This is a genomic window from Oleiphilus sp. HI0066, assembly GCF_001635725.1.
Genome location: NZ_LWFH01001433.1, coordinates 12,540 through 33,626 on the forward strand (window position 1 = coordinate 12,540; position 21,087 = coordinate 33,626).

Annotated in this window: 16 protein-coding genes; 7 read left to right on the forward strand and 9 right to left on the reverse strand. The window is 45.4% G+C overall.

All coding sequences use genetic code 11. The annotated features are described in order from the left end of the window. The first annotated feature begins 38 nt into the window (after positions 1-38). The gene (locus tag A3738_RS21915; RefSeq protein WP_068476049.1) at positions 39-1,799 is read left to right on the forward strand and encodes a hypothetical protein; all 1,761 of its coding nucleotides are present in this window, start codon (positions 39-41) and stop codon (positions 1,797-1,799) included. A 486-nt stretch (positions 1,800-2,285) separates the two neighbouring features. On the opposite strand, the gene A3738_RS21925 is transcribed toward A3738_RS21915, so the two are convergent. After that, positions 2,286-3,530, reverse strand: a complete 1,245-nt coding sequence (locus A3738_RS21925) for a CdaR family transcriptional regulator (protein WP_068480539.1) — start codon at positions 3,528-3,530, stop codon at positions 2,286-2,288. 155 nt (positions 3,531-3,685) lie between these two features. On the opposite strand from A3738_RS21925, the gene A3738_RS21930 reads away from it, so the two are divergent. The 5 genes from A3738_RS21930 (at position 3,686) to A3738_RS21950 (ending at position 9,040) form a co-directional block, all read left to right on the forward strand. After that, a complete protein-coding gene (locus A3738_RS21930; protein ID WP_068503369.1) occupies positions 3,686-5,239 on the forward strand; it encodes an NAD(P)/FAD-dependent oxidoreductase in 1,554 nt (517 codons plus the stop codon). Further along, positions 5,236-6,063, forward strand: a complete 828-nt coding sequence (locus tag A3738_RS21935) for an SDR family oxidoreductase (protein ID WP_068480532.1) — start codon at positions 5,236-5,238, stop codon at positions 6,061-6,063. The genes A3738_RS21930 and A3738_RS21935 overlap by 4 nt, the downstream gene beginning before the upstream one ends. 12 nt (positions 6,064-6,075) lie before the next feature. After that, a complete protein-coding gene (locus tag A3738_RS21940) occupies positions 6,076-6,984 on the forward strand; it encodes a metal-dependent hydrolase (protein ID WP_082878632.1) in 909 nt (302 codons plus the stop codon). Between the two features lie 178 nt (positions 6,985-7,162). Continuing rightward, entirely contained in the window at positions 7,163-7,924 is a 762-nt protein-coding gene (locus A3738_RS21945; protein ID WP_068480529.1) for an SDR family NAD(P)-dependent oxidoreductase, read from the forward strand. 267 nt (positions 7,925-8,191) lie between these two features. Continuing rightward, positions 8,192-9,040 (forward strand): hypothetical protein, encoded by an 849-nt coding sequence (locus A3738_RS21950; RefSeq protein ID WP_156502873.1) that lies wholly within the window; start codon positions 8,192-8,194, stop codon positions 9,038-9,040. Here A3738_RS21950 and ppk1 read toward each other — a convergent pair. The 4 genes from ppk1 to A3738_RS21970 form a co-directional block, all read right to left on the reverse strand. After that, entirely contained in the window at positions 9,032-11,179 is a 2,148-nt protein-coding gene (gene ppk1 / locus A3738_RS21955; protein ID WP_197472605.1) for a polyphosphate kinase 1, read from the reverse strand. The genes A3738_RS21950 and ppk1 overlap by 9 nt on opposite strands. 119 nt (positions 11,180-11,298) lie before the next feature. Further along, positions 11,299-12,717: a sodium:proton antiporter NhaD gene (gene nhaD, locus A3738_RS21960; protein WP_068480523.1), complete on the reverse strand. Its 1,419-nt coding sequence runs from the start codon at positions 12,715-12,717 to the stop codon at positions 11,299-11,301. A gap of 103 nt (positions 12,718-12,820) precedes the next feature. Then, on the reverse strand, positions 12,821-14,062 hold the full coding sequence (locus A3738_RS21965) for a hypothetical protein (RefSeq protein WP_068480520.1): 1,242 nt from the start codon (positions 14,060-14,062) through the stop codon (positions 12,821-12,823). Then, complete coding sequence (locus A3738_RS21970; RefSeq protein WP_068473022.1) at positions 14,052-14,570, reverse strand: outer membrane beta-barrel protein; 519 nt, start codon at positions 14,568-14,570, stop codon at positions 14,052-14,054. The genes A3738_RS21965 and A3738_RS21970 overlap by 11 nt, the downstream gene beginning before the upstream one ends. A gap of 269 nt (positions 14,571-14,839) precedes the next feature. On the opposite strand from A3738_RS21970, the gene A3738_RS21975 reads away from it, so the two are divergent. Beyond that, entirely contained in the window at positions 14,840-17,221 is a 2,382-nt protein-coding gene (locus A3738_RS21975; protein WP_068480517.1) for a methyl-accepting chemotaxis protein, read from the forward strand. A gap of 70 nt (positions 17,222-17,291) precedes the next feature. On the opposite strand, the gene alr is transcribed toward A3738_RS21975, so the two are convergent. The 4 genes from alr to A3738_RS21995 all read right to left on the reverse strand — a co-directional run. After that, entirely contained in the window at positions 17,292-18,362 is a 1,071-nt protein-coding gene (alr, locus tag A3738_RS21980) for an alanine racemase (protein ID WP_068480513.1), read from the reverse strand. 11 nt (positions 18,363-18,373) lie between these two features. Further along, a complete protein-coding gene (gene dnaB, locus A3738_RS21985) occupies positions 18,374-19,741 on the reverse strand; it encodes a replicative DNA helicase (RefSeq protein WP_231876730.1) in 1,368 nt (455 codons plus the stop codon). 129 nt (positions 19,742-19,870) lie between these two features. Further along, complete coding sequence (gene rplI, locus A3738_RS21990) at positions 19,871-20,317, reverse strand: 50S ribosomal protein L9 (RefSeq protein WP_068480510.1); 447 nt, start codon at positions 20,315-20,317, stop codon at positions 19,871-19,873. Between the two features lie 64 nt (positions 20,318-20,381). After that, positions 20,382-21,087: hypothetical protein (locus tag A3738_RS21995; RefSeq protein WP_231876731.1), on the reverse strand; the 706-nt coding region annotated here is incomplete at its 5' end.

The following is a 21,087-nucleotide window of genomic DNA, read 5'->3' on the forward strand; positions in this document are numbered from 1 at the left end:
CCGCGATCACGCGGCTGTATTATTTTGGACAAAGAATCATGAAGAATCTTGCCTCTGTGGTGCTATCTGTCACATTGCTCTCCTGTGCCTCGATGCCCAGCGTCAATGAACACGGACAGCCCTATACGGTGCTGCCAAACGAAAGAGGGATCGCTGTATGTGTCGAGGGCGACTGTGAAAACGGTTATGGTAAGATGCGCGCTCCTGACCAATTAGAGATCGAAGGCCGTTGGAAAGATGGCGCTGTGGTTGATGGCTACTATCAAGTTTCCTTCGACGGAAAAACTGTTAAAACCTATTACGATAGAGACGTCCCAAGTGAGGGGTTGTTAGTTTTCGGGTATGAACATGACCGTGATTATTTCATCGGTCAGTTAACACGAATTAAATACCCTTTCCGTGATCTGGATGTCAATTATCCAAGTAAAGGTATTTACCATCATAAAAATGGCGCAGAGTTCGAAGGCACCTTTATATTTTTGCCTTCCATGGGCGGGCCCGAGGGTAACTATAATTCAAACCGATATATATTCCGCAAACACCCTGATACGACAGGCGTGTCCTACCTCGACAATCGTTTTTATCAGGTCCATTTGCTGGGAAACCTAGTGTTCATTGGTGAAATTCGCTACAAAGGTCAGAGCGAATATGGCGTCTACGCCCATGAAAATTATCGAATCGGCACCAAGATTAAACTAGTAGAGGTGAAGGATGGCGATATCTTAACCTCCTTCCAGCAGCAATATCAGGATGACCTCAATTACCTAGCAGAGCTCAAGCTTCGTGAACGCGAGCGCGAAAAAGAATCCGCTTGGGATATCAACTGGGGCATGGTTGCAGCGCTAGGAGCTGGTGTTGCAATGGCCGATAGCTCAAGCCTTAGCGGCAATGCAAAAGCTGAATTCCTTACCGCCTATTCCAAAGACATCATCAGCGGTAGCACCGATAACCTCACTAATCTACGATCAAAATACCATGGCAGTAAAACCACCGACGAAATCTTCGCAGAAAGCCGTGAACAGATTAACCGTATTGCCGAAATGAAGAAGCGCGAGCAAGCAGAGTATAAACAGCATCAAGCTATCCAAGAGCAGAGCAACAATCCTTCTTCTGCTAAAACTGCCGCAATCAAATACAATGCACCAAGTACGGGCGTAAGCAGCTCATCGAATCGTGCTAATACCGCCCACCAGCAGCCAACGAAGAAATCGGTAGCTGGCACAACTTACGTGAAGATTAACAACCAGTGGCAAAAGATTGATTCCCAAAACCGCTCAAGCGCTCAAGATAGCCAGACCAATAGTCAAAGCTATCAAGGTGGGCATGGCACCAATAATAGCCCATCACAACAACAAGTGGCTAGCGAGACCCAGTCTTCCTCTGCCACCACTTCCAAGCCACAAAAGCCCAACAAGCCACAATGTATGCCTGAGGACGAGCATGGCGTACGAATACCTGCCGCCGGCATTCCTAAAAACAAGTGGTGCTACATCTATACTCTGCAACGACCCCTAAGCTGGACCGATACTGATATTAATAATTCGCCGTTGGGCTTATTTGGGTACGAATCCGGCAGCCTAGAAGGAGCTAGAAACCAGGTAGAACTATCAATGGCGACCAAAGCGAAGGAAATCTGTAAAGCTGAAGGCTACGACGGCATTTATGATGATGATTACCGCTTTGGTGAACTCATACACTGGTCTGAAGTTGATTGTGAAGAAAAAGTACGGTTGGGTTCGACGTTCTACTTTTGCCGAGGCGATGCCACTTATCGTTGCGGCGCTAAGCGTCAGAAGTAAACACAAAAGCCTTCTTTGCTGCATCGCACTCGCCAGAACTGCATGGGGCATACTGGCTACGGGTGAGCCATATAGCGGCATTCATGTCTGCTTGCTCAATAAACCTGTCTAGATAAAGCCTGATATTTCTCCCAACTTGATGTGCGCAATTGTCTAACTCCATGCATTGCACTTTAAACAATAGATGATGCGCTTCGCTTACCCTTCGGGCCGACTTTTTGTCGTTCAACGCGCTAAAGCGCTTTTGTGCCGCCTGCGCGGCAATGACGGATTGGAACGAAACTTAAATCCCGTCGAGCGCGCAAGCGATCTGGGTCGCCTTTGAGGTATTGGGGTCTTTGGCCAAACAAAGACCCTGGCCTGCCGTCGGCCAGCGCCGACAGGAAAAGAAGAATTAGCTTGATGTTACCCTCTAAAAAACAAACTACCGCAATTGTCTATGAACACTCTCATATCTCTAAAGGTATTGGCAATACTACTCTTTCATCAAGATAGCCAACTCGAAAGTTCCAGCGCCGCTCCAACTTGTATTAAGTTTTCTTCCAAAGGCCGCGGCAGTAACTCTCGTGCTTTGGTGAGCCTGCGCAGCAAGGTATTACGATGAGTATGCAATTGATCAGCCGCTTTGCTCGCGTTACAGCTAGCACCGATATACGCCAACAACGACTGTCTTAACTCTTTCGGAGAGCGTGCTAAATCGCCCAAGATATAACGAATGAAGTTATTCGTTGCGTCGAGATCTCGCGATAACATCTCTGCCAGACGCAGTTGTTCATAAGACACAATACTTGCCCCCGACCGGAAGCGTCCCAAAATTCTCTGTGCCGCCAAGGCATCCATGTGCGCTTTGCGAAAGCCTTCTAAGCCTTTTCCAGCTGATGCATAAGAGAGCTTAATGGTTTCTAATTTAGCGAAGTAAGAACGCAGTCGATAGGTATCGATCGGTTCCGAAGAACCCACCCATATCCACATCACTTCTGCTGAGACAATGACAGACAAGGAGTCGACATCTCGAAAACACTTAACGAAATATTCTGCTGCCTTTTCAAGTGCATTGAGTTCAAGATTAGCCTCATCACTCCAAACAACAGCCGCATGTTGCGCCTGAGTCATTGGGTAATCTAGCTGCCTGATCGCTTTATCAACTTGTACGCCATGCCCCTCTAGAATGGTCACTACCAGATCACGCTTTTTAGCCAGATAAGCACTTTGTTCATCGTCAGAATATTCTTTCAATATGCTTTGCAATAAATCGCGACTTGTATCGATATAACTTGAGATAGACCTGAATGACACATCCAATAGCAACTTCAATTCACGCGGGTTTTGAGCAATCTCAAACGCGACATTCATCCAGTATTGCCATGCTACGTTTTGTCCTGCTCTATCAAGCGCTAACATGAGTTCTGGCACACCTCTTTCAATAATGGCCAAGGCATTTTGCACAATATTATCGGAAACAAAGGGCGCTACTTTTTGCTCGGGGTTTTCTATAGTGGAGTTCAACCAGTGAATAAGGCTTGAGCGAATTGAACGGCGCGTTGCAGCAATTAAAACTGGGTCATCCAGGTCAGAATGTTCGCCCGCCCCATACATACCGGCCTGCTCCATCTGCTCAATGATTTCGTCTTTGCTAATCATCACCAAGGCTTTCTCGGCCCCAAGGCGTAACAACTGATAAATACGCTCTTTTTCTTCAGTGCTCGCAGCTATTTCTATTTTTTCAGCCAATACAAAACCCTCAATTCTTCACAGCATTAAAGTGCAATATGCACCATATAATAATCATATTGAGTTATTTTGCATATCGACCAATCATTTTTCTGTTCATAGAATGAGCACCACAGTAACGAAAAAGCTAACTCGCATAAAAGATGGTAAGTATTATGGCGACTGCAAAACACGTTCACACACTCATTGTTGGTGCTGGTCTTTCAGGGATTGGTCTTGCGTATTACATGCAAAGAGACTGTCCAGATAAAAGCTATCTAATTCTTGAATCGCGCCAACGGTCTGGCGGCACATGGGACTTGTTTAAGTATCCAGGCATTCGTTCTGATTCTGATTTATTCACCTTTGGATATGAGTTCAAACCTTGGGAAGATAAAAAAGTCATTGCTGATGGTCAGGATATTCTCAAATACATTCGTGAAACGGCATCCGAAAATAAAATCGACCAACATATTCGCTACGGTCGAAAAGTATTAAGCGCCAATTGGAGCTCACAAGAACAGTGCTGGACTGTGCAAATAGAACATAGCAACGGCCACGTCAAAACCATCGAAGAAGTTACCTGTAACTGGTTGTTTAGCGCCGCTGGATACTACAACTACGATAAAGGCTATACGCCAGAATTTCCGGAAATAGAAAACTTTAAGGGGCAAGTGATTCACCCTCAACATTGGCCGGAAGATCTCGATTACCAAGGTAAAAATGTGGTGATAATTGGCAGTGGTGCAACAGCCGTGACGCTGTTACCTGCGATGGCGGATAAGACAAAACATATCACTATGCTTCAGCGCACGCCGACTTATGTGATGAGCATGCCGCAAAGCGACCCGATTGCTAACGTACTTCGCGCACTGCTCCCTAAACGCCTTGCGTATAAACTAACGCGAAATAAAAACATTAATATTTCGCGTCTGATTTGGCGTTTGTGCCAACGTTTTCCTAAGTTCGCACGTAAGATTATTCATCATAGCAATAAGAGCCTGCTGCCAAAGAACTACCCTGTCGACCAACATTTTAATCCTCCATATAACCCTTGGGATCAACGCTTATGTGCGGTGCCTGACGGAGACTTATTTAATGCAATCAGTGAAGGCAAAGCTTCAGTTAAAACCGACACCATTAAGTGCTTTAACGAGGAAGGTATAGAGCTAGCATCAGGCGAAACACTCAAAACAGATATTGTCGTGACAGCTACGGGTTTAAACGTGCAACTATTTGGCGGGATTAAGCTAAACGTCGATAACAAGACCGTCGATTTATCCGATACCGTTGCATACAAAGGCATGATGTTGAGCGGCATACCTAATTTTGCCTTTGCCATTGGTTACACCAACTCATCTTGGACCTTAAAAGTAGGCTTGCTATGCGAGCATTACTGTCGACTGATAAAACACATGAGTGACAAAAATCAGGCCGCAGCATGTCCTGAACTGCCTAGCCCGACTATGCCAACACGCCCCCTCTTAGATTTTGGTGCAGGTTATGTACAGCGAGTACTAAAAGATCTCCCTCGCCAAGGGTTCAAGGCGCCTTGGTACATGTCGATGGACTATAAAGTAGATCTCAAAAATCTTCGGCATGGCCCAGTGACAGACGAGAATCTGAAGCTCTATCCACCTTCGATTAATGTAGATGTGTCATCGATTAAAAACAAAACGATGAACTCAACTCAGCAACACAATAAAACTAAACAAACGAGTGCCGCATGAAGAACTTTAAAGATAAAACCATCGTCATCACCGGAGCCGGTTCTGGAATGGGGCGCGCCTATGCCTTGGAATTTGCAAAGCTAAATGCACGGATCGCGATTACCGACTACGACGAATCAGGATTAAAAGAAACCGTGAAGCAACTCGAATCCTTGCCCCACAAAGGCATATGTAGTCAGGCGTTCGATATAAGCAATAAAGAAATCGTTGATCAGTTTGCGCGTCGCGTCAAAGACGAACTAGGCCCTGCACACGTGGTTATCAATAACGCAGGCATTGGTGGTGGTGGCAAGCCAGTTTGGAATATGGATGCCGAACAATACAGGCAAACGCTGAACGTGAATTTTTTTGGCGTTGTCTACGGTACTCAAGCGTTCTTGCCACATCTAATACAAAATAATGAAGGCGCTATTATTAACGTGTCGAGCATCTTTGGCCTCGTGGGAACGCCAAACGCCTCTGATTACTGCGCCTCGAAATTTGCTGTAAGAGGCTTCACAGAATCGCTGATGGTTGAGTTAGAAGACTCCCCTATTTCTGTGCATTTGCTTCACCCAGGCGGAATAAAAACAAACATCGCAATGAATACCGACGGTGGCGAAGAATTTACCGCTAAGTATCTAAAAACGCCTCCAGTGGCTGTTGTGCGCGAAGTCATTAAAGCGATTCAAACTGGCAAACAACGCATTGTATGTGGGCATCAATCTAAACCCGTTGCCTTGCTCTCTTGGGCTATACCTTTGCGCTGGAGAAATAAATATCTGCATAACGAGATGAAAGATCTTTTTGATCCTGAAGACTATCAACTAATCAGTAGGTTTTAAGGAAGAACTAGTATGTACAGAACAGACTCAAACTACGCGCCGCTAAATGATGGAAAGCATTTTCAACCTGATATGGATGTGCGAGAGAAGTTAGATTTTGGCTTGGACGAAACCATTCCCAAATACTGGTTAGATGGTAATCCTTTCCGCACACGCTTGATGGATGCAATGCAGGTAACCTTCCCTGATGGAGAGCGTTACTTTATTACTGCCGTGCGCGCATTTAGAGACCAAATTGAAGACCCGAAACAACTCGAAGATGTGAAAGCCTTTACACGCCAAGAAGCACAGCATGGCATCGCACATACTAAGTTCAATAATTTGCTCAAAAAACAAGGTATGCCAATCGATGAGATTTTGTCTGAGCACAAAGAGATCATCGACAAATATCTCAATGAATATTCACCCGAATACAATGTCGCGCTTACCGCAGCTTTTGAGCATTTTACTGCGCTCATGGCAGAAGCATTCTTCAGTAAAAAATACGTGTCAGAAGGCTTCGATCATCGAATGAAGACGATGTTTGCATGGCATGCGATTGAAGAAATGGAGCATCGTTCCGTAGCATTTGATGTGATGCAGAAAGTTGCCAAAGTTGGTTATTTCATGCGTGTGTGGGCGGTTATATACGGAACCTATGAAACCATGCGAATCATGTTCACTAATGGGGACAAACTGCTTAAGGCTGATGGCTTCTCAAAATGGGAGCGTCGCAAAATGTTTATTAAGAACTTGCCTTGGATGTATGGACGTAAAGGCGTATTTTCTTCATTTACAAAGCCTTTATTTGCTTACCTTAAACCAGGCTTTCACCCAGAGAAAATCCCAGTCGTACACAACTATCCTGCATGGGTAGAGGAATACAACAAAAGCGGTGATCCTGCCAAAGCCTGCGATGCTCTGCTTGCAGCGGCGCATTAAGCTAGATTCTTAAGCCTTCAACCAAAGCCAAATGCTGGCTTTGGTTGCCTCCCCCCGACTTTACTCATATCATGCTCATCCACTAGATTTACGTTTACGTAAAGGTCTTTCGTAAATAATCAGTTCTTTAAAACAAAGACTGTAAGACAAAAATAATAGTAACGAGGATGATGTACGAATGAATATCAATGGTGTTCCTGCAATTGTAACTGGCGGAGCCTCAGGGCTTGGAGAAGCAGCGGCTAGGTTGTTAGCAGAGCTAGGCGCGAAGGTCAGTATCTTTGATGTGCAAACAGAAAAGGCGCAACAAGTCGCCAGTGAAATTGGTGGTTTAGCATTTGACTGTGACGTAACGAGCGCCGAAAGTGCGCAAGCATGTTTTGATCAAGCTAAAGCTGCACATGGGCCAGTCGGCATTGCAGTGAACTGTGCAGGGATTGGTGTTCCGGCAAAAATTCTGGGTAAAGAAGGTCCACAGTCTTTGGATTTCTTTAACAAAGTGATCGCCGTTAACTTAAGTGGCTCATTTAATATTCTTCGCCTTGCTGCAGATGAAATGCAAACCCGAGATGCAAACGACGATGGTGAGCGCGGTGTGATCATCTCAACGGCATCCGTAGCTGCATATGAGGGGCAAATTGGCCAAGCGGCTTACTCAGCGTCCAAAGGCGGTATTGTTTCAATGACCCTACCTGCTGCAAGGGAACTCGCTCGTTACGGGATTCGTGTGCTAGCCATTGCTCCGGGATTATTTATGACGCCAATGCTGGCTTCTTTACCCGAAGCAGCGCAAGAAAGCTTGGCTGCAACACTGCCATTCCCCCAGCGTTTGGGTGATCCAAAGGAATATGCACGTATCGTCAAAGAGATGGTCGAAAACCCGCTCTTGAATGGCGAAGTAATCCGTATTGACTGTGCATTACGCATGGCTCCAAAATAAGCTCAATCGCTTAATCAAGGTGTTCCAATAGTTTCTGTATTCTATCGAAGCAAACGAAAGACACCTGTTTAACCCCGCTAGCAGTTCATTCAATTCAAGATAAGGTCTCAGCGATTTTCGCAGGCATTTGAATTGAATGACTAGCGCAGCAAACCTTTTGGCGACACCAAGGTCGAAATCAAAACTAGAAAATCAAATATGATGATTGAATCTTTACTATCGTCGATCCAAAACGCAGCTAACTCTCCAGTTATAGGGTGCTCATCGATGCAAGATTGGTTAGCGAAACACCAATCATTCACTTCAAAGTACGACGATTCTCTAGTAAGAGCATTCGTTGCCGGTGCGCATTTTCGTCAGGTTAGTTTTGCCTTTGCCTCGGCTTATCAATCTGCATTAGAAAACATGTTTGATCTAGATCGAGATGCCATCGCAGCTCTATGCCATAACGAAAAAGGTGTGAAGAAGCCTCGCCAGATGCAAACTTGGGTCTACGAACAGAATGGTCAGCTGATGCTCGATAGCTATAAGGGCTTTGCTTCAGGAGGTACTAATGCGAAGACCATATTTGTTAGCGCAGTCGATCAACGTCCTGACGCAAATGGCGATATCGTACTCGTAAAATTAAACAATGAAGACAACAGACTCGGATTAGAGCCTCTACCTCCCCTCCCTTTTGTACCCGAACTGGCACATGCAAAACTCAAGCAAACCGGAATACGTATCCAGCATGAGGATATTCTGGTTGGCGATGGGTTTAGTGCGTACGTAAAGCCATTTAGAACGGAAGAAGATCTGCATATTTTGGCAGCATTATGCGGCCAACGTTTATCCATTGCTCTAGAGCTAGAGCAGACACAACTTGCTGAGCAATATATTGCGAGCGCGCACGCGATTCTTTTCATGCAGAAAAGCAACCGAAGCGCACCCTCAACGCACCTGACATTATCGGGAATCAAACAGCAGCTAACACGAACATTTGAACAACAAGACAAGCTTCTAGAAGATCAATTGCCTAGCTTTGCTAAAACATGGAAACGAGATAGCGCGTTGCTATCGCTCGCTGAAAGCGCACAAAAAGTAAGAACACAAAAAGCGTGGCAAAGCCTAGGCTAACTTACGCTCACGTTTCTTTGCCTTTTTAATAAGATCTCGGCGTAATCGCTCGCGTGCGTGTTTGATCCGAGTCGGCAAGACGCCATCACTCAAGTATTGATGAATCATTTCTTGAGAGCGAACTAAGCCGTTCACTTTAAACTGCCTATAAGTATTGCTCTGCTTCGCATCCAAGACACGCGCTTTCACATTGTCGCACCATTGAATATCTAACACGTCCTGAAGCTGCTGCTTCGCATCTTCATCACAAACAGGAACACTGACCTCGACACGATAATCGATGTTTCGGTTCATCATGTCTGCAGAAGAAATAAAATACTTAGGGTCGCCATCGTTATGGAACACATAGACTCGCGGGTGCTCTAAGTATTTATCGACAATACTAATGGCTTCGATATTCTCGGAAACACTTTTAATTCCCGGCACTATCGATGTCATTCCTCGACAAATAATACGAACAGACACGCCCACTTTAGATGCTTCGTACAATTGCGCAATAATTTGCTTATCGGTGAGGTTATTACACTTAATAATGATCTCGGCTGGCTTGCCTAATTTGGCATTCGAGATTTCATTTTCGATCAAGCCCACTAAGCCTGAACGCTGTGTAAGTGGTGACACCATTAAGTGTTTATAGGCGTGGCGGCGATAGGTGTAATTGATAAAATCAAACACATTGGCAACGTCTTTGCCGATCTCTTTATTGCGTGTCAGTAAACTAAAATCGGTATAAATCTTGGCGGTTTTCTCGTTAAAGTTTCCTGAGCCAATGTGCGTATAAATGCGCGGTTTACCATCTTCTTTACGTGTTATGGCAATTAGCTTGGTATGCACCTTTAAGCCGGGCACGCCAAATATTACGTTCACGCCGCCATCTGTTAGCTGATTTGCCCACGCAATGTTATTGGCCTCATCAAAACGCGCCTGCAGCTCAACAACAACCGTTACGTTCTTCAAATTACGTCTTGCTGACAATAAGGCGTCAACGATGCGCGAATGCTCTGCTGCACGATACAAACATATCTTAATCTCTGTAACCGCCGGATCTATCGCGGCCGTTTTCAGAAGATCAATTACGGTATCAAACGAATGATAAGGGTAGTAAAGCAAGACATCTTTTTGACGAATCAAATCGAACAAGTTGCCTTTGAAATCAGCTAAAGCCGGATGGGTAACAGTATCCATTGGCTTGGCATCAATATAATTTGGACCAACGCTCGGAAACCCAATAAAGTCCTTCGAGTTATGATAACGACCGCCCGGCATCAGACTGTCGTAACGCCCCAGACCAATGCGCTTAGTCAGTAAAGACAGCATATCTTCTGGCATGCTCTCTTCGTAAACAAGCCGCTCTGGCTCACCCGATGAGCGCTTTTTCACTGATTTCGCCATGCGATCAACCAGGCTCTGGTTGATGGTCTCGTCTAACTCAAGCTCAGCGTCCCTAGTCAGTTTAAAAACGTAGGCCTCGGCGTGTTTGATATCAATAACACCACGAAATACATCAGGTAGGTTGTAGAGAATAATATCCTCTAATACTGCAAATACTTTCGTTTTGCGCCCAGGCTGAGGGGGTAATTGAACAAAGCGTGAAAGGCGATCACTCGGTACTTCTACCACACCATATCTAACCGTATCTTCCTGATCGACAGTCTTAACGATTAGGTAGAGCATCCCGTCTTCAATTTTAGGGAAAGGCAGGTCTTTTTTAAGAATGACAGGATCTAACTCAGGCAACACTTGCTCGAAGAAAATACGGCGTGCTTCTTTGCCCTGCTTCTTGTTGAACTGCTCGTAGGTAATAATGTAGATGTGACGTCGATTAAGCGCTTTAAGAACACTTTTGTAAGTCACTTCAAATTGCTGCTGCAGCTCTCGTGTTCTGGTTTGAATATCTGTTAAGCGATCGCGATAGAACTGTTTATCTTCCCCACCCTTGGAGAACGCAGCGAGTCGGCTGACATCGGCAACACGGACCCTAAAAAACTCATCCATGTTATTTGAAAAAATACCTAAGTACCGTAAGCGTTGAAGTTCTGGCACAGCCGCATTAGCTGCCTCTTGTAAAACCCGCTCATTGAACGCTAGCCAGCTAAGTTCCTTCGGATATAGCGGCATATCCTCAAACGTTTCGCTCAAAGTACTCCCTTCCTACGCATGTTGAAGTGAACATATTCTTTCATTAAAAACCAAAAAAGGCGCCCTGTAAAAGTAAGGCGCCTTTTTCAATCAATTATTTTTGAACGCGTTGAGCTTGCTCAAAAAGGCATATCCGAAATCCAAAAATGCACAGCAATAGATGCGACATAGCCTAAAGCGATTGCCCATGTCCATTTCAAATGGCTAAAGAACGTGTAGTAACCGCGAGCTTGTCCCATCAAGGCAACACCCGCCGCAGAACCAATCGAAAGCATCGAACCACCTACTCCAGCGGTTAATGTCACCAATAACCATTGATTCACTGACATATCAGGAAGCATAGTTAACACGGCAAACATGACAGGAATATTATCGACAATCGCCGACAACACACCGACCAAAATATTGGCCCAGCTCGCGCCCATTTGCTCGTACATAAAAATAGACGCCAAGTTGAGGTAGCCAAACGCACTTAGGCCACCAACGCATAACACCACGCCATAGAAGAACATCAATGTATCCCACTCTGCGCGCTGTAATTGATCGAAAATATCAAAGGTTCCCGGCTCTGTTTCGCTGATACCAGCGTGTTGCTCAATGGTGCGCAAGGTATTCTCGCCCGTGATTTTGAGGTAGTAGCCGTAGATTTTCAGAACACCCAAGCCGGTCATCATGCCTACCATCGAAGGCAAGTGAAGAACACTGTGGAAAGACACGGCCATGGCGATAGTTCCCAAGAACAAGAAGATAACCACGATACCGCCCTTCTTCACGGTCACGGCTTCATCAACACCCTCTGGCTGTCCTTTTGGCAAGAACAGTGACATCAACAATGCTGGCACAAGCCAATTCACAATGGATGGTACCAATAGTGCAAAAAACTCAGTGAATTCAACTAAACCTTTTTGCCATACCATGAGTGTAGTGATGTCACCAAACGGGCTAAACGCACCACCAGCATTTGCGGCAACAACAATGTTAATACAGCCCATACCGATAAACTTTGCATTCGAACCGCCCACAGCCATCACAACAGCAGCCATGACAAGTGCCGTTGTTAAGTTGTCTGCAATCGGAGAGATCACAAATGCCAAAGCACCGGTTATCCAAAAAATCGCTTTAAGAGAGAACCCTTTAGAAACCAAATATGAACGCAACGCAGCAAATACGTTACGCTCTTGCATGGTGTTTACATATGTCATTGCGGCAAGCAAAAACAGCAATAGCTCAGCATATTCAAGGATATTATGCTGAATCATCACATGCGCACTCGTCGTGTCGCCCGCCATGTTGTAAGAAATTGCGACAAGAATCCAAATGATACCTGCAGCCACCATCACAGGTTTTGACTTACGTAAATGCAGGTACTCTTCACCGATGACAAGCATGTATGCAAATACGAAAATAGCGATTGATATGCCACCTAACCATGTTGCGGTTAGATCGAGCATCTGAACTTCACCACCGCCTGCTGCCGCAGCGCTCGTAGCAATTAGCATCAGCATCATAACTGATAGAGTTTGTTTAAGGGTTTGCATACCTGTTCCAAGCTGACCGTTTGGTCAATTAATAATTTTAGATACAAAAAAAACCTGAACGATTATTTTCTATTCAGGTTTTTAAGGAGGCGCGACTTTAATCTTATTCGACTAATACATCAATAGTATCTTCAAAATATGGGTAGTCATCGCTATCAAATACGATACCTATACGCGTACGACCAACAGCATTAAATACTACTTCGCCTTTGCTGTTTCCGTTGTCTACAGTGGCTCCCGTACCTGAAACGGTCGAGTTAACAGACCAGTCAAGATCGGCATCATCTGTGACATCTAAAGTAGAACCATCACTAAAGACTAGAATGGCCGACAGCTGTATCGGGCTATCACGCACGTCAAACGGACCAGCTGGACTGGTATCGGTATTGTTATAGCGAATTTCGATGTCATCCGCTGTCGCAGGAACGGTTACGGTGACTGTAATTGGGCTCGTTGCGAGATCACCACAGCGCACAGTGACATCACTTGTTCCTGTTTGGCTTCCTGCACTGACAACATTATTGGAAAAGGTCAGAACATTCGTATCAGACGACTCATAACTCGCAATGTCAGTCACATCACGAACAATGCCTAGCTCGTTCACACTTGCTGAGAAGCTTCGCGTAGCGGAGGTATCTAAAGAAAAGTTAGCCGCTGGGGTGCTCGAAAGCGCGAGGTTGCTAATATCTGCCGCAACCGTAATCGTCCCATTCACACTTTGGCCGCCATAGCTTGCAGTAATGGTGCTAGCTCCATCATCTAAGGTTGCCAAAATACCTGATGAGCTCACTGTCGCAACACTGCTATTGCTGCTTGCCCACGAAGCAAGTTCAGTCACATTACTGGTACGATCGGCATATACGCCATCAACCATCAATTGACGATCAGGAACGCACTGAGAAGACGAAGAGGTAAAACTGCTGTACGACAAACTGATGAGAGACGCCGTCGAAACCGAAATAGATTGGGAAGCGCTAAGATCTCCCCAATTAGCAGCAATCACTGCTGACCCTGAATTAGTTCCGGCTGATAACTGACCAGAGCCATTCACAGTTACAATGCTTGAATCACTCGAAGACCATGAAACGCGATTAGTGACATCAAGCAATGAGCTATCTTCTAAAGTCGCAAAGGCTGAAAGGCTAGATTCAGTTCCCGCTTCGAGGATAGTGCCCTGCCCGTCAACCTGAATTGCGATGCTTTGAACACCTAAATTAATGATCTCGACAGCATCAACAAAAGCTTGTTCGCCATCTTCATTGCGACAAGCACTCATAACGAGGATTAAAACTAATCCAATCAGTAATTTTATAGATCTGAAACAGAACAATGCACTAGAACGCATAACGAAGTGCCACTCCTAAGCTATCAATCGTAATATCTCCCGCTGAATAATGTCTTTGCCAACGTAGATTTAAATAAATTGGGTTGGTTTTACTCAACGCTTCTTCTAAGCCAATTCCATATGAAAAGCCATCAAAGGTATCTTCTGCCAACACCTGACCGGAACTTTTTCGGCTTAACTCCAAGTCTGTCGATGAATATCCAACAACAATAAATGCCTTGGTGCCATCTCTGCTCGGCGATTCAAACCGAGTATTGATGCCATAAAGCGAAGGCATACTTTGATTCGCATCTCCGACTGAATCTTCGAGTACACCTACTCCTGCAAAAGCTTCAATCGCGATCATATCAACAATGTAATAGCCGGCTCTTAGCTCTGTGCTCGCTAGCGTAAAGTCATCGTCAGCTACAGATTGCATCACGCCATTTGCTGCTAACTCAAGATAAAAAGTTTCTTCCGCAAGCGCACTTGCAGACCAAATAAACATCAAAAAGATTAAGACTCGCATTATTTATATTTCTAAATCTAAAGGTGGAATAAAGAATATAACGTTTTGCTCTTAAAGCAGAATTACTATTTCGATATTCGTTTTAACAGGCAAAGCGAAACCGTTATTTGCGACTATATTCTCATGCACATCACGAAATCTGCGTGACGCAGAGCATACTTGAAGCACATTGATATGTGCAAAGTAAAAGTACTTTCTCAGCCGGGTAAATCACGTGGTACGGCATGAGATTTGGGATAAGTTCAATTATACGGGCAAGCAATATGAATATGTTCGAGAAGCTAAGTTTAAAAGGAAAGCTCGGTATCGGCTTTGCAATACCGATTACGCTATTTATTGTCATCTCCGTTATCGCTAGTCAGAGTCTATCGCACTTACTGACCAGCCAAAAGTGGGTAAATCATACCCATAAGGTTATCGAACACGGCGATGAAATCATGGCAGAACTCGTCAACATGGAAACAGGCTTACGAGGATATTTAATCACCGGCCAGGAAGAATTTCTCGAACCCTACTACTCAGGACGCGAGCACTTTGACAAGCTTACGGATGAGACCAAAGAGCTCGTATCGGATAATCCCCAACAAGTGTCACGTATTTCAAATTTAGTGAACCTAAAGTACACATGGATCCGTGAACATGTAGAACCATCTATGGACATCCGCAAAGACGTTAATGCGGGTAATGCGACTAATGCTGATATCGTCGCGTACATTGGCAAAGGTCTCGGCAAAAAGAGCATGGATACCATGCGCGACGTGATTGCTGACTTTATCGGCGAAGAAAAGAAACTGATCGTTGTTAGAAATCAAGAACAAGCAGACACAGCCTCGGCGACAACCGCTATCATATATATCGGCTCTACCATCGCTATCTTATTTGGCATCATTGCGGCCTTCTTTATTATCAGAAATCTTACTCAAACCATCGGTGGTGAACCTTCGTATGCAACGGCTGTTATAAGCCGTATCGCAGACGGACAACTCGATGAAGAAGTCGAGACTAAAGAAGGCGATACAACAAGCCTGCTTGCTGCGATGAAAGATATGCGCCAGAAACTGCGTGATCGCGCCGCAGAGGACAAGCGCATGATCGCCGAAACATCACGTATTAAAACAGCCCTTGATAGCGTGACCGCTAACGTAATGATGGCAGATGCTGACCGAAATATTGTCTATGCAAACGACGCTGTGATCGACACGCTGCGTGCGGCGGCCGATGACATTCGTAAAGACCTACCTAACTTTAACCCTGAGACATTGATGGGCGGCAGCATCGACCAATTCCATAAAAATCCCCAACATCAAGTACAGATGCTTGAACGTATGACCGGAACGACCCGAACCAAAATCGTCGTGGGTGGTCGGCATATGAGCCTGATCGTAAATCCTGTTCATGATGAGGACGGCAATCGTATAGGTACTGTTGTCGAGTGGGATGACAAAACCGCAGAGGTTCGTATTCAAGAAGAAATGGACAACATCATTGCTGCCGCAAATGACGGGGATCTTAGTGAGCGAATTAACCTAAGCGACAAAGATGGCTTCTTTAAACAGTTAAGTGAAGGTCTAAACACCCTGCTCGATAAAACTTCATCGTTCGTGCATGACATGGGACAAATGTTTGAACATATGTCTGAGGGCGATCTCACCAACACAATCAGCAACGATTATCGTGGTGAGTTCGATAATATTAAGACCAACGCAAACAACACTGTGAACAAGCTAAACGAAGTGCTTATTAAAATTCAAAATGCCGCTGGAGCAGTAAGAAGCTTGGCAAGCGAAGTTGCGCAAGGCTCTGATGATTTGAGCCGACGCACAGAGTCGCAAGCAAGTTCATTGGAAGAAACCGCATCAAGCATGGAAGAAATGACCTCTACGGTGAAGCAATCTAGCGAAAACGCATCCGAAGCAAACACCTTAGCAGCAGAAGCAAAATCCAAAGCGCAATCAGGTGGCGCGGTTGTTGACGATGCAGTGAATGCGATGAGTGAGATTTTAGAGTCGAGCAATAAGATTAACGACATTATTGGAGTGATTGATGAGATCGCCTTCCAGACTAACCTTTTGGCACTCAACGCGGCTGTTGAGGCGGCACGTGCAGGTGAACAAGGTCGAGGCTTTGCGGTAGTTGCTGGCGAAGTTCGAACACTTTCACAGCGCTCCGCGGCGGCTGCAAAAGAGATCAAAGATCTTATTCGCGACAGCGTAAGTAAAGTTGAATCTGGCTCTACACTCGTTAATCAAAGTGGTGAAACCTTGGCAGAGATAGTATGCGCCGTCGATAAAGTAGCGACAATGATCAACGATGTGAACAATGCTGCAATCGAACAAAATGCCGGTATTAGTCAGATCAACCAAGCTATTACACAAATGGATGAAATGACGCAGCAAAATGCGGCGTTAGTTGAAGAGACCTCAGCTGCAAGTCGCAGCATGTCAGAAGAGTCTAACAACATGGCCAGTATGATTTCGTTCTTCAACCTACAAGGTGGAATGGCAATGAGCGCAATGCCCACTGTAACAGCTGCGCCAGCTCCGAGCCCTTCTCCTGTACCCGTCATGACTTATGAGTCTCCTCGCTCAAATAACAGTAGCGGCGGTAGCGCAGCCTCATTCTCTGGTCAAGACGACTGGGAAGATTTCTAAAAATAAGGTATCTCGTTCTGAAACAAAAAAGCCCCAGCTATTGGGGCTTTTTCTGTTGTTTAAGGGACATTCAAACTAAGCGTCTCGGAACGCGTGAGGTTAAACTCGTACAAAGTTCATAAGAGATCGTTCCGACATGTTCTGCAACCTCTTCAATTGGCAGATTCTGGCCCCAGAGCTCAACCTTTGCACAGACATCAACGCTCACAATGTCAGTCACGTCAACAGTAACCATGTCCATCGACACGCGCCCTACTAAAGGTGCTCTCTGTTGATTGATCAATACTGGCGTTCCTGTTGGAGCATGTCGCGGATAACCATCACCATAGCCTATGGCTAATGTCGCAATCTTACTCGGACGCAATGCAGTCCACGTATCGCCATACCCTACGGTCTCACCAACGTCGATATCTCGAACAGCGATCACTTCAGTCTGCAAGGTCATGACGGGCGAGAGCTTTTCTGACAAAGGCTTGATTACAGGCGCGGGGTTAGCTCCATATAGGGCAATGCCTGGCCTTACTGCTGCCCCATGATAACGCTCATGCAACATCAAGGCAGCGGAGTTGCACATTGATACTGGAAGATCATCAAGCTTTAATTCGTTCACTAAACGGTCAAACGCATCCGCCTGCTCTTGCAATGAGCGGCTTCGACGATCATCTGCGCTCGAAAAGTGAGTCATTAGCATTTCTAACTGAATATTTGCGCCGTCTAATAACTCAATACAACGCTTGGTTTGCTCGACCGTTAAGCCCAAACGATGCATACCCGAATCGATTTTTAACCAGACCTTGCCATCAAAGTTTTGTGCAACCAGCATGCTCACTTGCTCAGGCCGATGGATAACATAACTCACGTTGTGCTGAGCTAAACTCTCGATGCAGTCCGCTTCGAATGGCCCTTCAAGTAAGAGAATTTCACCATCAAAACCTAGCGAGAAAATTGTTGCAGCTTCTTCAGCACAGGCAACGGCTAAGCGGCGACCTTGAAATGATGAAATGAGATTCTTAACGCCGTGACCATAGGCATCTGCCTTTACGACAAGAATGGTCTCGGCACTATTGGCAAGGCCGGATAGGTAGGCAATGTTTTGTTCAAATGCTTGTTGGTCTATAAGAGCTACAGCAGGTCGAGCCATCGCAAAAAACCTTAGAATTCGTTGTTATAATCCACGTGTGACAGATCGTTGAACTTGGTGAATTCGCCTTGGAACTGAAGACGGATCTTACCAATTGGCCCGTTACGCTGCTTACCAATGATAATTTCAGCAAGCCCTTTATCTGGACTATCTTCATTGTAGTACTCGTCGCGATAGATAAACATGATGACATCGGCATCCTGCTCAATCGCTCCGGATTCACGTAAGTCAGAGTTCATCGGACGCTTATCAGTTCGCGACTCTAGGCCTCGGTTTAACTGAGAAAGCGCGACAAGAGGACAATTAAGCTCTTTAGCAAGAGCTTTAAGAGATCGAGAGATCTCAGAAATTTCGGCCGTTCTTCCCTCGTTCATCCCGGGTACTTGCATCAGCTGTAAATAGTCGACCATGATCAAGCCAATCTGCCCCACTTCTCGCGCCACACGTCTAGCACGTGAGCGGACTTCTGTTGGACTAAGACCTGCTGAATCGTCGATGTAAAGCGGACGGTCTTTTAGGATTTTCGCCGCTGAAGACAAGCGCGGCCAATCATCTTCTTCTAACTTACCCGAACGAATACGAGTCTGGTTTATCTGGCCTAACGACGACAATACACGCATAAGAATAGAGTCTGCCGGCATCTCCATACTGAATACTAATACCGGGAGTTCAGCCTTAATCAGCGCATTTTCTACCAAGTTCATCGCAAATGCCGTTTTACCCATAGAAGGACGCGCCGCAACAATAATCAAATCAGAGGGCTGTAAACCGGAAGTCATTTCGTCTAGGTCGGTAAACCCTGTCGTAACACCGGTAATCCCCTCTTCTGCATCAAATAGTTCTTCGATACGTTCAAGCGTTTTGGTCAGAATCGGATTGATAGAAACAGGACCAGCTTCCTCACCTGCAGTGCCCTCGGCAATTTTAAATACCTTGCGCTCAGCTTCGTCTAATAATTCACTGGTGCTCTTTCCTGAAGGATTAAAAGCACTATCAGAGATCTCACCAGAAACCCGAATCAAACGGCGTAAAACAGCTCGCTCATGCACAATATTTGCGTAGGAATGGACGTTACTTGCACTAGGAGTTTTCTCAACGAGTTCGGTGAGGTATTGCATACCACCAGCATTATCAAGCTCACCAATACGCTGCAGTTCTTCTGAGACAGTAATCAAATCAACAGGGTTGCCCGCCGTAGCCAAACGGCTCATGACACGGAATAACAAACGATGATCTTGTCGGTAGAAGTCATCCTCTATAACTTTGCTGCCAATCGCATCCCATTTACTATTATCTAACAACAGGCCCCCAAGAATGGACTGTTCAGCTTCGATTGAGTGCGGTGGGGTTTTTAAATTTAAGATTTCTTGGTCAGCCACGAGAGGAAAAAACTCCAGGAGATAAATACAAATAAGCCCCAAGAATATACAGGATATCCTTAGGGCTTAGAAGCAGATGCCCAACTTAAAATTGGGCTCTGTGAACGTTACGCGCTTCGGCGTAAGGTCTTATTCAGCAACAACTGAAAGATTGATTGTTGCAGTTACATCGCTGTGCAACTGAACATCAACTTCGAAATCACCAGTGTTACGAATTGGACCTTCTGGAAGACGAACTTCAGACTTGCTTACTTCAGTGCCAGAAGCAGTGACTGCATCTGCAACGTCACGTACACCGATAGAACCAAATAGCTTGCCTTCATCACCAGCTTTAGAAACGATCGTTACAGCCTTACCGTTAAGCTCTTCTGCACGCGCTTCTGCTGCTGCAAGTTTCTCAGCAGCTGCTTTTTCAAGCTCAGCACGACGAGCTTCAAACTCAGCAACGTTCGCAGCATTTGCTGGAACAGCCTTGCCGTAAGGGATCAAGAAGTTACGACCAAAGCCAGACTTCACTGTCACTTTGTCGCCAAGACCGCCTAGCTTACCAACTTTCTCGAGTAGAATTACTTCCATCTCGCTATCCTCAACTATTAAATCGAATTGTCTCTTTTGCGAACAATACTAAGTTCTTGTAGCTTCACTCAGACTTTGGTGAAGCTTGTATCCTTGACCTAAAGTCTGCACCACTATCGACCATTGCCATAAATACAATGATTGCCAACGATGCGGGAAACAAAACAAGAACCATGGCATAAAAACCAATGAGCCATTGCCCGCCTAAATTTTTCTTGCCGATCACACCATGCACTAAAGCAAAACCGCAGATAAGCACAGGAACCAAACCGCTAAATACGAGTAAATAGCCATCTATTCCGGTACTCGGTCCAATCATCATGGCACTGACAATCACTACCATATCAATCGGTCCCATTCTTAGTTGATGAAATTCTTCTCGCCAACCATCTGGGTTGTACAACGCTGCTTGCCAAGACCGAGCCAAAAACAATGACCCAATGCTCATCAAATAAAATGATGCTGCGAAACTCGCGATCATGAGATCTTGGAACGAAGCACGAAATTCTTCGTTTACTTCGATTTGCGAGTCTACTGCGATTTGTTTCAGAAGCTCATCCGAAACAACCTGCAACATATCTAAGGCTCCAGGCATAATAATCGGCGTTAATACACCAACTAACACGCTTAATCCGAAGCCAAACAGCAAAGTACGATTCATTGCCACAGTCACTCTCAAAATCTGCGCTAATGCAAAACTAAGAATGACTACAACAAGTGCTGTTGGATCTTGCAATCCGAGCCACCACCCCAACGCGGGGGCCATCGCC